General features: G+C 39.3%; 11 protein-coding genes. 7 read left to right on the forward strand and 4 right to left on the reverse strand.

Translation table 11 applies throughout. The features are described from left to right. Positions 1-47 precede the first annotated feature (47 nt). The 4 genes from VXM68_RS17475 to VXM68_RS17490 all read left to right on the forward strand — a co-directional run bounded on the left by VXM68_RS17475 (position 48) and on the right by VXM68_RS17490 (position 3,241). On the forward strand, positions 48-1,013 hold the full coding sequence (locus VXM68_RS17475; protein WP_367209519.1) for an SIS domain-containing protein: 966 nt from the start codon (positions 48-50) through the stop codon (positions 1,011-1,013). 98 nt (positions 1,014-1,111) lie between these two features. After that, positions 1,112-1,486 carry a DUF1573 domain-containing protein gene (locus VXM68_RS17480; RefSeq protein WP_209579165.1) on the forward strand — a complete coding sequence of 125 codons (375 nt, stop codon included), beginning with the start codon at positions 1,112-1,114 and terminating at the stop codon, positions 1,484-1,486. Positions 1,487-1,584: 98 nt separating this feature from the next. Next, entirely contained in the window at positions 1,585-2,787 is a 1,203-nt protein-coding gene (locus tag VXM68_RS17485) for a pyridoxal phosphate-dependent aminotransferase (RefSeq protein WP_367209520.1), read from the forward strand. Between the two features lie 160 nt (positions 2,788-2,947). Next, positions 2,948-3,241, forward strand: a complete 294-nt coding sequence (locus VXM68_RS17490; protein ID WP_293957710.1) for a hypothetical protein — start codon at positions 2,948-2,950, stop codon at positions 3,239-3,241. A 67-nt stretch (positions 3,242-3,308) separates the two neighbouring features. Here the strand turns inward: VXM68_RS17490 and cmk are convergent, their stop codons facing one another. Genes cmk through topA form a run of 3 tightly spaced genes read right to left on the reverse strand, consistent with a single transcriptional unit; the run spans position 3,309 to position 6,819 of the window. Continuing rightward, positions 3,309-4,004: a (d)CMP kinase gene (gene cmk / locus VXM68_RS17495; RefSeq protein WP_293957711.1), complete on the reverse strand. Its 696-nt coding sequence runs from the start codon at positions 4,002-4,004 to the stop codon at positions 3,309-3,311. After that, a complete protein-coding gene (locus VXM68_RS17500; protein WP_367209521.1) occupies positions 4,004-4,417 on the reverse strand; it encodes a hypothetical protein in 414 nt (137 codons plus the stop codon). Before VXM68_RS17500 ends, cmk begins: the two co-directional genes overlap by 1 nt. A gap of 2 nt (positions 4,418-4,419) precedes the next feature. Then, positions 4,420-6,819, reverse strand: a complete 2,400-nt coding sequence (topA, locus tag VXM68_RS17505) for a type I DNA topoisomerase (protein WP_367209522.1) — start codon at positions 6,817-6,819, stop codon at positions 4,420-4,422. A gap of 206 nt (positions 6,820-7,025) precedes the next feature. On the opposite strand from topA, the gene VXM68_RS17510 reads away from it, so the two are divergent. Next, on the forward strand, positions 7,026-7,940 hold the full coding sequence (locus tag VXM68_RS17510; protein ID WP_294184863.1) for a glycerophosphodiester phosphodiesterase family protein: 915 nt from the start codon (positions 7,026-7,028) through the stop codon (positions 7,938-7,940). A 77-nt stretch (positions 7,941-8,017) separates the two neighbouring features. Here the strand turns inward: VXM68_RS17510 and VXM68_RS17515 are convergent, their stop codons facing one another. Further along, positions 8,018-8,842 carry a patatin-like phospholipase family protein gene (locus VXM68_RS17515; RefSeq protein ID WP_293957717.1) on the reverse strand — a complete coding sequence of 275 codons (825 nt, stop codon included), beginning with the start codon at positions 8,840-8,842 and terminating at the stop codon, positions 8,018-8,020. Between the two features lie 108 nt (positions 8,843-8,950). Here VXM68_RS17515 and VXM68_RS17520 point away from each other — a divergent pair, with 108 nt between their 5' ends. Both VXM68_RS17520 and smc read left to right on the forward strand, forming a co-directional pair. Then, a complete protein-coding gene (locus tag VXM68_RS17520) occupies positions 8,951-9,655 on the forward strand; it encodes a DsbA family oxidoreductase (RefSeq protein ID WP_367209523.1) in 705 nt (234 codons plus the stop codon). A 69-nt stretch (positions 9,656-9,724) separates the two neighbouring features. After that, on the forward strand, positions 9,725-13,267 hold the full coding sequence (gene smc / locus VXM68_RS17525) for a chromosome segregation protein SMC (protein ID WP_367209524.1): 3,543 nt from the start codon (positions 9,725-9,727) through the stop codon (positions 13,265-13,267). Positions 13,268-13,503 lie beyond the last annotated feature (236 nt).

Raw genomic sequence — 13,503 nt, forward strand, 5'->3', positions numbered from 1 at the left:
TCTATTTTTGCAATCTATTCTAATATATAAAAGTAAGAGTATTTTTTGTGAAAAACAACTACGAAATAAAAAATATAGCTATTCAAGCTATTCAAGAAGAAGCGAAAGCAGTAGCTGCCTTAGCCCAATATATTGATGATGATTTTGTTACCATTGTTAATCGCATATTAAATCTACAAGGAAGGGTTGTCGTTACTGGGATTGGCAAAAGTGCTATTATTGCACAGAAGATAGTAGCGACCCTAAATTCGACTGGAACGCCATCAATCTTCATGCATGCAGCTGATGCTATTCATGGCGATCTCGGAATCATCCAGCAAAATGATTTAATTATTGCCATCTCAAAAAGTGGCAATACACCCGAGATTAAGGTGCTGGTTCCCTTTTTAAAACAAACAAAGAATGTATTGATTGCTTTGGTCGGAAATACAGCATCCTATTTGGCAAAAAATGCCGACTACATCTTGAACACCACGGTCGAAAAAGAAGCGTGCCCCAACAATCTGGCCCCCACCTCGAGTACAACGGCGCAATTAGCCATGGGTGATGCACTTGCTGTCGTATTACAGGAATGCCGAGATTTCACAGACAGAGATTTCGCGAAATATCATCCTGGCGGAGCATTAGGCAAAAAATTGTATTTAAGAGTGGGCGATCTGTCTGATCAGAATGGAAAACCTAGCGTCCAACAGCAGGCCACTGTCAGCGATATTATCATTACCATTACACAATTTAGACTGGGTGCAGTAGCTGTACTGGACGGTGACCGTATCGTTGGCATTATCACCGATGGCGATATAAGACGCATGTTAGAAAAACACACCGATCTCGGAAGTGTAACAGCCGGAGATATTATGGGAAAATCACCCAAAATCATCGATAAAAATGAACTCGCGGCAAATGCCCTTCATATCATGCGCGAAAATAACATCACGCAACTATTGGTATCCTACAAAAATGATTATGACGGCATTATTCACATTCAGGACCTACTTAAAGAGGGTATAATATAACTGTAATAAAGTTGTTAGATAGGAGATTAATAGGCAATAAATACTACATTTGGCATATCAGTTGTTCTATTTTAATCATAAAGTAATATCTTAGAAGCATGAAAAAGTATATAACAATTTTAGCAGTGATCATTTCCTTTATTGGTTTCTCGTCTATGCAGGCCGGCCAAGGGGAATTTAAATTCGAAAAAGAAACCCACGATTTTGGAAAAATACCGGCAGGCACACCCGTTTCGTATAATTTCAAATTTTCAAATACTGGTAGTGAGCCAATTATTATTTCAAACGTTGTCCCAACGTGTGGTTGTTCAGTAGCAGAATTCACAAAAACCCCAATTAAACCGGGTGAAAGCGGCACCATCAAAGTGACCTATAATGCAGCTGCCAAAGCTCCATTCACAAAGAGCTTTACCGTGCAATCGAATACCAAGACTCCTGTAAAAACCCTCTACATTAAGGGTATAGTGGAATAATAACATTGGAAATATAAAACAAAAAAAGCCACATCATGATGTGGCTTTTTTTGTTTTATTTTGGTTAAATTTGCACGACTAATTTTAAAAAAACTATAATGCCAGTACTATCAGAAAAAGGGCTTAATATGCCTGCGTCACCAATCAGAAAACTGACGCCGTATGCTGATCAAGCAAAAAAAGAAGGTAAGAAGATATACCACCTTAATATCGGACAGCCTGATATCCAGACGCCTGAAGTTATGCTCAATGCTTTGAAAAATATAGAGTTCAAAGTTTGGGCCTATACGCCATCTGAAGGTACTGCTTCCTATCGGAACAAATTAGCTGAATATTATAATAAACTAAATTATAATATCGAGCCTACAGATATATTAGTAACAAACGGTGGTTCGGAAGCCATTACAATTGCAATGCAGGCCTGCTTGAATGAAGGCGAAGAAATTATTATTCCAGAACCATTCTACGCAAATTATAACGGTTTTGCCTGCTCCTCAGATGTAGTGATTAAACCCATCATGTCATACATTGAAAACGGATTTGCCCTCCCTTCTATCGCTGAGTTTGAAAAAGTAATTACGCCCAAAACCAAAGCGATCTGTATCTGCAACCCCAATAACCCGACGGGTTATCTTTATTCGAGAGCAGAATTAGAGGCTTTACGCGAGCTTTGCTTAAAATATGACCTTTACCTATTCTCGGATGAAGCTTATCGCGAATTCTGCTATGACGGTAGAGAGTTTATTTCTCCAATGCATTTAGAAGGGCTCGAAAACAATGTTGTTATCTTCGATACGGTATCAAAACGTTACTCTGCATGCGGTGCCCGCATTGGATGTATCATCACAAAAAATAAAGAATTATACCAAACCGCACTTAAATTTGCTCAAGCTCGCTTAAGCCCTTCTTTGGAAGGACAGATTGCAGGCGAAGCAGCTGTCGATACACCCGACAGCTATTTTGAAGCGGTGTCGAAGGAATATACAGCGCGCAGAGATACCCTCGTGAAAGGACTTAATGCCATTGAAGGGGTCTATTGCCCTAATCCTGGAGGAGCATTTTACGTCGTCGCCAAACTACCAATTGACCATGCAGACAGATTTTGCCAATGGATGCTGGAAGAATTTTCGTATAACAATGAAACAGTCATGATGGCTCCGGCTACGGGTTTCTACAGCACAGCGGGAGCTGGTATAAATGAAGTGAGACTCGCCTACGTACTGAATCAAGGTGATCTTAATAATGCCCTAATTTGTTTGGAAAAAGCACTTGAAGTTTATCCAGGACGAACAAATTCATAAGGAATTGAAGCAGTTAGGAAAGGCGGACCAGTTATGGTTCGCCTTTCTCTTTAACCATATATCCATTACTTTAAACAATGCTCGGTATCCTTTTTTAAAAAAAATAAAACAAATTTTTAAAGCACCTTGTTCTTATCATAGTAACTAAAAGATATTGCATATGGATAAATTGAAGAAATTCCAATTGATGGAAAAAATAGCAAGAGAGTTAGAAGATGTCCGGAATAGTCAACAAGCTGTTTTAGAAAAAATAGGCAAAATCGAAGTTGATAACATCGAACTGGGCGACAAGAATATTGAAAAGACAATTCCCGATATCTATCAACGTACAGCAGATAATTCGGATGCTATCAAAGCTCTTCTGGAATCATTTCAAGAACAAACAGAGGAATTTGGAGAAAAAAATAATGTGGGTAAGTTATTAGAACAACAACAAATTAATAGTGTGAAATAGTTAACCTCAAAACATTGATAAGAAAATAAGCGGGGGAGATTGATCAATCTCCCCCGCTTATTTGTATTTATGCTTGAGTTTTTGCGGCTCTCGCTTTCAAATATTCTTCTTCAACAAATTGCAATTGCTGTTCAGGCGTTAAATTGGAATTGTCCAATACAATTGCATCATCTGCTTGGCGTAATGGACTTTCAGCGCGTGTACTGTCGATGCGGTCACGTGTCGCTAAATTTTCAACGACTTCTTCTAATGTTACATCTTCCCCTTTTTCAGTTAATTCAAGGTAACGCCTCGCCGCCCGAACTTTAGGATCAGCAGTCATAAATATTTTGAGATCAGCATCGGGAAAAACGGTGGTCCCTATATCCCGGCCATCCATAATAATGTTCCTTCTGCTTCCCAGCTTTTGCTGTTGCGCAACCATGGCTACGCGAACGGCTTTAATTGCGCTCACATCGCTCACTTTATCCGAAATATACATCTGACGAATCTCTTCAGAGATATCCTCTTCATTTAAATGAATTTCCGTTTTTACTGCATTGGGTATAAAGTCAATATGAATATCTTTCAGCGCACTTTCAATAGTCTCTTGATCATCCAGGTCAATGTTATGACGGATAAAATAGAGCGTAACGGCTCTATACATTGCACCGCTGTCAATAAATGCAAATTTCAGTTTTTTCGCTAAAGATTTGGCTAATGTGCTTTTACCACACGATGAAAATCCGTCTATTGCAATAATGAAATTGTGACGCCCGCTCATTAATCGTTTCCTCCTATAATTACACCTGGCTTATTCACCAAAGGAACTTTCGTTAGGTTGCCATCTACTATGCTTTCAGGCAAGAAAATGTATTTCTTATCGTAAATGATGTTGTCAATGTAGAAACTCACCCAATATTCGTTTGTCAGACCGAAAACCTGTTCATCTATTGCTTCCACACGATCGAAAGATTTAGCGGCTATATTTCCTATAAAATGACGTAAAGTAGTGGTAGTAACCTGACGTCCATCCTTTTCGCCATAGCCTTTTGAGCTGATCAATACATTCTGAATCGCTATGTTCTTATCATTAATGACATAAACTGTCCAGTTTTTTGTCTCTACGGTCTCGCCTTCCAGAACGACGGCGATCATAATGTCTTTGACAATATTTTCAGGCAAATTTGCTTTCATCCTTATTTAGACTTTGTAGTTTTCTTAGCTGGAGCCTTCTTAGCCGGAGCCTTTTTAGCTACGCTTTTCTTTTCTGTTGCTTTTGCTTTAACGGTTTTACCTTTTGGTGCATCAGCCTCAGCCCATTTCAACACATCAGCATACGTTATTTTGTCAATCTCAGTCCCTTTAGGGATTTTCAGGTTTTGCTTACCAAATCGAATGAATGGTCCCCATCGGCCCTGTTCAATTTGAGCTTCCTCATTTTCATCAAATACGCGAATGACTTTTTCGATATCTTTTTGACGCTTGTCTTTAATGATCTGTATTGCCTCTTCCTCAGTAACGTCCAAAGGATCCAATCCTTTCGGTATAGAATAAAATGCCGAATTGTGGCGGATATAAGGTCCAAATCGACCCACCGCAACCGTCATTTCCTTCTCTTCAAATAAACCGACTTTTTTAGGCAATTTAAAGAGCTCCATGGCGTCCTCGAAAGTAATGGTTTCGATCATCTGCCCTTTACGTAAAGAAGCAAAGCGGGGCTTCTCCTCGTCATCCGGAGAACCAATCTGTACCAATGGGCCAAACTTACCGATGCGAACTGAAACGGGTTTTCCCGAAACCGGATCGATGCCAAGCTCTCGCTCGTTATTCGCACGATCAGCATTTTCTAAAGTATCCTCTACCTCAGAATGAAAGGGTCCATAGAAATCATGCAACATTTTTGTCCATTCCGTCAAACCATGCGCAATATCATCAAACTCCTTTTCCACATTTGCGGTAAAGTGAAAATCTACAATACCATTAAAATGTTCAACCAAAAAATCATTCACCACAACACCGATATCCGTTGGGAACATTTTTCCTTTCTCAGCACCCGTAATCTCGGTTTTTGTGACTGCCGTTAATTCAGCATCCTTCAACGTCAATACACGGTAATCACGAGACTTACCCTCGCGCTCTTCTTTTACAACATAACCCCGATTTTGAATTGTGGAAATCGTAGGTGCGTAGGTTGAAGGACGACCAATTCCTAATTCCTCTAATTTTTTCACCAAAGCCGCTTCTGTATATCGTGCAGGAGGCCGTGTAAACCGCTCCGTTGCCGACATACTTTTCAAAGTCAATGGTTGACCAGTAGCTAACGGTGGAAGGATAGCATTATCACTATCTTCATCCACTGTATTTTCCTGATCGTCATCCAAAGATTCCATATAAACTTTTAAAAATCCATCAAACTTCATCACCTCCCCTGAAGCACTTAAGTCTTCTGAACGTGTCGATATGGCAATCTTTGCCAACGTACGTTCAAACTCAGCCTCACTCATTTGTGATGCAATCGCTCTTTTCCAAATAAGTTCGTACAACCGCTTTTCAGAAGCATCCCCATCGATGGTATGCTCAGAAAAATAGGTCGGGCGGATAGCTTCGTGCGCCTCCTGTGCACCTGATGTCTTTGTTTTATATTTTCTGACCTTATGATATTGGTCGCCATAAGCAGATTTAATTTCCTTTTCAGCCGCTTCAATTGCCGTATCGCTTAAATTAACAGAATCGGTACGCATATAGGTAATTCGCCCCGATTCATATAGCCTCTGAGCGACCTGCATCGTACGCGCCACAGAAAACCCAAGTTTTCTACTGGCTTCCTGTTGTAAAGTTGACGTTGTAAACGGAGCCGACGGCGAACGTTTGGCAGGTTTTGTTTCTAAATTTTTAACAGAAAACAGGGCGGATTTACAATCTTCCAAAAATTTGGTAGCCTCCGCTTCCGTAGCAAAACGCTGTGGAAGCTCAGCTTTGAAACTATCTTTAACTTTTCCAGTATGAAAGAACGCTACAATCTTAAAGGCAGCCTCGGGCTCAAATTTATTGATCTCACGTTCACGATCTACGATCAAACGGACGGCAACAGATTGAACTCGTCCTGCAGACAATGAAGGTTTAACTTTCTTCCAAAGGACCGGTGATAACTCAAAACCAACCAACCGATCCAGTACGCGTCGAGCCTGCTGAGCGTTAACAAGGTTATAGTCTATTTTACGCGGATTGTCAATAGCTTTCAGAATAGCTGGCTTCGTAATTTCATGAAAAACGATCCTTTTCGTGCTCTCATCTTTCAATCCTAACGTCTCAAATAAATGCCATGAAATCGCTTCTCCTTCGCGGTCCTCATCGGACGCTAGCCAAACGGTTTCAGCAGCTTTAGCCAATTTCTTCAGTTCGCTGACAACAGCCTTTTTATCGGACGGAACTTCATACTTTTGTTCGAAATTATTTTCGGTATTAATCGCATCATCGGTTTTCACCAAGTCGCGAATATGTCCATAACTCGACTTAACCAAAAAATCCTTTCCTAAATATCCCTCTATCGTTTTCGCTTTCGCTGGAGACTCAACTATCAATAAATTTTTCGCCATCTAATTTGAGATTTGTGCAAATAAAGGCAATTCTAAAAGGAATGGCAATAATTTGTTGCAAAAAAGACAAAAAAAATAGATTTCTTAGCCATAATCGACAAATCCCACTGAAAGCAAAAGACTCAAAAAATAAGATATATCCGTATATTTGCGTCTTCGAAAGGGCAATACAATAACCTTCCCTATTTTTTTAAATATGATCGACAATGAAAAGTAGTTTTCTCAAATTTGCCATTTTGGGCACATTATTACCATTTTTATCTTGTTCAGCCAGGAAAGAATCTGTAAAAGCAAATTCAGACAATTTCCCGAAACTAAGTTTGGAAGCCCATCGTGGGGGCCGAGGACTCTATCCTGAAGAGTCTATCGCTGCAATGAAAAATGCAATAAACATTGACAAAGTGACCACGTTAGAAATGGATTGCCATATCACCAAAGATCGCAAAGTGATCGTTTTTCATGATGATTATCTTAATCCCCAATTTGTATTGAAACCCAATGGTGCTGAAATTTCAGAAAAGGATAAATCTTTAAAGGTTTATAACATGCTTTACCGTGATTTGGTTAAATATGATATTGGTTCTAAATTTTATAAAGCCTTTCCGCAGCAGAAAAAACAAGTTACACGTATCGCAAAACTGTCGGATCTTATTGATAGTACGGAAGCATATGCTCAACACAAAAGAAACACTCCGATGTTCTACAACATTGAGGTTAAAAGTAAAGACGGTCAAGACGGCATATTGCATCCTCGCGTAGAAGAGTTTGTCGACCTTATCATTCAGGTTATCACCGACAAGAAAATCGCAGCAAGGACTATCATTCAGTCATTTGACAGCAGGGCAATTAAATACCTACACAAGGCTTACCCTCAGATCAGGGTGTCCTACCTCATAAATGGAAACGAACGTAAAGATGTCCAACAAACAATTGCTGAACTCGGTTTTGTACCCTATAGTATAAGTCCACAGTATACAATCGTGACAAACGATTATGTTAAGCAATGTCATAAGGCTGGCATTAAAGTAATTCCGTGGACGGTCAATACCAAAGAAGAAATAGAGCAATTAAAAACGATGAAAGTGGATGGCATCATCAGCGATTATCCCAATTTGTTTTAATAAACACATCGAATCCTCATAAAAAATAATACGAAAATTGAGCGCTCGATGATTTTCACAGAGAAGCAACGTCCGGATCAAAATTCATTAGATCCGGACGTTGTTTCTTTTAGTGCCTGCTCTATATAATCCTTTCCTTTTTGAACCAAAAATTCAGTCCGATGATAATCCCATAGATTACAGATATTATAAGGTATATCAACAACTACGTCCGGGCGATATAAGTCGACTATCATCTGACTCATTTTCCTGCGCATCACATAGTAAGACGCCTGCAGAATATCCAATGAATTCGACGTCTTTGGATCGAGCTTTTTGATGGCAGAATATTGTTTGTCTGGTTTCGACTCAAGGTTAACCGCAATGATCAAGTTTTCCTTCCTCGTCACATGATTGATGGGTAATGGATTTAGAACACCACCGTCAACATACACATGCTTATTTTCCTCCACCGCCGTAAACACTGCCGGAATGGCAATAGAAGCCCGAATAGCATCATACATGCTCCCAAAATCCAGTACAACTTCCTTTTCGTAATTGAGATCCGTAGCCACAGCTTTGAACAAAATTGGAAATGTCTCTATATTACCATCAGGGATGACGGACTTTAATGCGTTAAACACCTTTACCCCTTTCATCATCCCCAATCCTCTCCAGCTAAAATCCATCATGTTAAAGACCGACTTCTTGGTTAAGCGAAGCATCCAATCTTCTAAAAGATCCATCTTTCCCTGCGCATAAATCCCGCCAACGAGTGCACCTATAGAACACCCTACGACCTCATTTATTTCAAAACCCAACTCTTCCAACCGTCTGATAATGCCAATATGTACCAGTCCTCTTGCACCACCGCCGCCCAGGACGAGTGTAACTTTACGATTCAAAAAAGATTGCTCCAACATCGATAAACATTAAATAATAATCTGTTGACATTCCAAAAACAATTTAAACAAATTATCATCGTGATTATATGTATTTTTGATTACAATATACGCAGTAAAAAAAGAAATATGAAAATAGAAATTTGGTCGGACATCATTTGTCCATTTTGTTATATTGGTCTGACAAAGCTCGAAATGGCACTTCAGGAATCCGCAAATAAGCCAGCGGCTGAAATTATCTGGAAATCTTATCAGCTTAACCCCGACTATCCCGAAGATGCACCAGCAATACCCACTTATGACTATCTCGTACAAACGAAAGGAATGAGCATGGATGATGTGGTTGCAATGACATCACAACTCAGCGCACAGGGAAGGGAGCTGGGAATTGCCCTGAATTTTGACAAAGCAGTTGTCGTAAATACACGAAAAGCGCATCGCCTGATCCATTTTGCCCAAGGCTACCAAAAAGGTACACCAATTAAGAAAGCGTTGTTTAAAGCGCATTTCACAGACGGCCGAAATATTAACGACAACCAGATTCTTACGCATATTGCGACTCAATACGAACTTCCTGCTCATGCCATTAAAAACTTGCTCGAATCAGACGATTTTGCTTACGATGTTGCGCAAGATATCCAAGAAGGCGTTAACCTTGGCCTGCGGGGAGTTCCCTTCTTTGTATTCGACCGCAAATATGCTATCCCCGGAGCACAGCCCATGGAAGTTTTTCATAATACCATAAAGGAATGCTTAGCAAGCCAATCTGCTCCGCTGCAACAGAGAGGTGAAGAAGGCCCTTCATGTGATCCTGAAACAGCAAAATGTGAATAAAGAAAGAAAAAAATCTTGTTTAATTTTACTATTTTCGCAAGCTTATAACGACAAACAAATTTGGTATAAATGCAGTTAACCAAACTAGAAATTAAAGGATTTAAGAGTTTCGGAGATAAAATCACGATCAACTTCAATGACGGTGTCACAGCGATTGTTGGCCCCAATGGCTGTGGGAAATCAAACGTGGTCGATGCAATACGCTGGGTACTCGGAGAGCAAAGTACGAAAATGCTGCGCTCAGATAAAATGGAAAATATTATTTTCAACGGGACAAAAAATAGAAAGCCCGCAAATCTTGCAGAAGTATCGCTGACCTTCAATAATAACAATAATATTCTACCAACTGAATTCTCCACAGTTACTGTCACCCGAAAATTATTCCGAAACGGCGATAGCGAATATCGGTTGAATGATGTGAAATGTCGTTTAAAAGATATTACTGATTTGTTTTTGGATACTGGTGTCGGCGCCGATAGCTATTCCATTATTGAATTGAAAATGATTGATGAGATCATCAATAATAAGGATAACTCTCGACGAAACCTATTTGAAGAAGCATCCGGAATTTCAAAATATAAAGTACGTAAAAAACAGACCCTAGCGAAATTAAGAGATACAGAAGCCGATCTTAGTCGTGTCGACGACCTACTTTTTGAGATTACAAAGAACCTCAAGTCGTTAGAAAATCAAGCTAAAAAAGCAGAGAAATACACCTTACTCAAATCAGAATACCGACAGAGCAGTATTGATCTGGCCTATTATAAAATCGCAGATTTCTCGACAGAACTAGAACGGCTTCAGACACAAGAATCCAACGTCCAGAAAGATGCACAAAATGTACAACAGAATATCCTGCATGCGGAAAATGACCTTCAATCACTCCGTCAAACAAACTTAGAGCAGGAAAAAAATCTATCTGTACAGCAGAAAACTACACAGGAATTCATAAATAAGATTCGTGGTTACGAATCTGAAAAAAAGATCAAAAACGAAAAGGTTAAAAATCTCCAAGATAAAGAAAATCGTCTAAGCATTGATATAAACAGCGACAAACAACAACTTAATCACGTCGTTTATACCATTAAGCGATTAAACGAAGAGTTATTTGACGAACAAAATAAACTGGACGGATTAAAAAGCAACCTGGAGTCGAATAAATTAGAAGTTGAAGAACTGAGAGGACAGCAACAATCTGCAAAAGGAAAGCTTGATATTTTTAATAAAAGTAACGCCGATTTACAAGCAAAGATTTATAAATTGGAAAAAGATCTTGCCGTATTTACGATACAGAAAGAGGCTCTTTTACAAGAACTAATTCGCAATAGTGAAGATACCGAAGCGAAAGAAAAAGAATTACAACAGTTCAATTCCGCTGTCGTAGAACTGGAAGGTCGTGTAGAAGCACAGCAATTACAGTACGATTCGGCAAATCAACTGGAAGAAGAGCTCCAAGAGCAAATTAGTCAATGTCAAGCAAACTTAGAAGAGTTCAAAGCCCAACTTGCCAAAGATCTTCGTCTGGTAGATGCCAAGCAAAACGAATATAATCTGACAAAATCTCTGGTTGACAATTTGGAAGGTTTTCCAGAATCCATCCGCTTTTTGAAGAAAAATGCAGGCTGGAAAAAACAACCACCGCTGCTTTCAGATGTATTGTTTTGTCAGGAAGATTACCGAGTCGCTATCGAGAATTACCTTGAACCTATTATGAACCATTATGTTGTCGATACACAACAGGATGCTGTTCAAGCCATTCAGCTACTAAGCGACGCCGCAAAAGGACGCGCAAATTTCTTTGTTTTAGATGCAATAACGACAACTCCTACCCCACCTCCTGTACCGAATAATAATTTAATGTCGGCCTTGGATGTGATTACCGTAGACGAAAAATACAAGTCTTTGTGCACCTTACTACTCCAGCAGGTTTTCATCCTTAAAAAGGAGCATGAAAAAGATCTGGATGAGAAACTTCCCGAATCAGGACAGGTAATTTTGCAAAAAAACGGACGTTATGCAAAACATCATTTGGGTATGTCAGGGGGATCTGTAGGACTGTTTGAAGGTAAACGTATTGGTAGAGCTAAAAACCTAGAAGTATTATCCCAAGAGATCAAGACAATCAACCAAGAAATTGGAAAACTTGAAAATAAGATAACGGCCGAAACAGCTCGTCTAGAAACCTTACGAGGCAATTCTCAAAAAGAGCTGATCAATGAGTTGCGCTTTCAGTTCAATCGGCTTAATAATGAATTGATTACTGTAAAAACAAAGCAAGAGCAATATCAAACGTTCATCAACAACTCCCAAACACGCAAAAGAGATATTGAAGAGAAAGTTACTGCTATCGAGTCGAATTTAAAAATTGCTGAGCCCCAAATCCAAGAGTTACGGCTAGAAAAGGAACAGAGCGTTATCGAGTTAGCGCTACTGCAAGACCAATTTCATGAAATCTCTGAAATACTCAACGAAGAATCGACCAGATATAATCAAGAGAATATTGCTTATCACCAACAGCTAAACAAAGTTTCGAATATCGCCAAAGATTTGGAATTTAGAGAAACACAAAAAGACGATCACGAGATCCGTATCGAAAAGAATAGTGCAGAACTGGTTGAAGTGCAAGAAGCATTACGTACCACCATTCCTTTTGAAGACGATGAAGATCAAGATCTTATCGCGATGTACGAGCAGAAGATTGCCTTAGAGGATGGACTGAAAGAATTGGAAGACAGCTATTATGCCGATAAGGAAAAAATTAATAACCTGGAAGATTCGTTAACGCAATTACGCCGTTCAAAAGAACAAAGCGATTTCCTTGTTTCCGAAATTAAAGATAAAAAAACAAGCCTTCAAATTGACCTGAATGCGTTAAAAGAACGCCTTTCCGTCGAATTTAACATTGAACTTAAAGACTTAATCGATCGAGAAGATATTCCTCAGCTTACAGAAGACCAAGCTACACTGGCGGCCAAATGCAGTAAACTCAAGAAGCAGCTAGACGAATTCGGTACCATCAACCTGATGGCCAAAGAGGCTTTCGATGAGATGAACGAACGTTATGATTTCATCAATAAAGAAAAAGCAGATTTGATCGAAGCAAAAGGCTCTTTGATGGCGACGATCAAGGAAATTGACGACACCGCTAAAGTGCAGTTCATGTTTACATTCGACGCAGTAAGAAATAACTTTGTCAAAGTATTCCGTTCGTTATTTAACGAAGAAGATAGCTGTGATCTGATCTTGACAGACCCAAACAATCCTTTGGATTCAGACATCGATATTATCGCTAGACCAAAAGGGAAAAGACCATTGTCTATAAATCAGCTATCGGGTGGGGAGAAAACATTGACTTCAACAGCCTTACTGTTCTCACTATATCTTTCTAAGCCAGCGCCATTTTGTATATTCGATGAGGTGGATGCACCTTTGGATGATACCAACATTGATAAATTCAACAATATTATACGGGATTTTTCTAAAAATTCCCAATTTATAGTGGTCTCGCACAATAAGAAAACAATCGCAAGCACAGATATCATTTATGGGGTCACCATGGTAGAACAAGGTGTATCGCGCGTAGTGGCTGTGGATCTACGTGAAGTGGCCTGACAACGCAAAACAATAGCCAAAAAGAATAGCCGAGACTATAAATCTTGGCTATTCTTTTTTTAATCAATCTTCAACTCCAGTACCATCCCTCATCTATTTGAAAGAAGCATAATGCAATACCTCGATATATTCAACAATCTTATCTTGCGGCGATTGATAAGTTATAGATTAAAATAGAAAGCCCAGAGCGGGGAACTCTGAGCTTTCGTTAGCCATATATTAACCTATTTATGAAA

Source organism: Sphingobacterium sp. R2 (genome assembly GCF_040760075.1).
Taxonomy (GTDB): Bacteria; Bacteroidota; Bacteroidia; order Sphingobacteriales; family Sphingobacteriaceae; genus Sphingobacterium.